Consider the following 249-nt stretch of genomic DNA (forward strand, 5'->3'; position numbering starts at 1 on the left):
TGTTGCAACAAGGCAAGCTGCTGGACCAGGCCCTGGCCGCCATTCCCGCCTCCACCCCGGCCGTCGAGCTGTACACCCTGACCCTGGCTGGCGACGGCGAGCAAAGCGTGTTCCTGCGCGAGGCCGACTACGTCAGCAACCTGCTGCGCGAGCGCGTCGGCGCCTATGGCCAGATCACGTTGGTCAATCACCGCGACCACAGGCTCGACCGCCCACTGGCCACCCGCGAAAACCTGCGCCGCGCGGTAT

At 67.9% G+C, this 249-nt stretch carries 1 protein-coding gene; it reads left to right on the forward strand.

The genetic code is table 11. The annotated features are described in order from the left end of the window. Positions 1–249, forward strand: a 249-nt coding sequence (locus tag AC0IW9_RS31495; RefSeq protein ID WP_471652217.1) for a C13 family peptidase, incomplete at both ends; no start/stop codon positions are given.

The sequence above is a fragment of the Belnapia sp. AC561 genome (genome assembly GCF_979252845.1).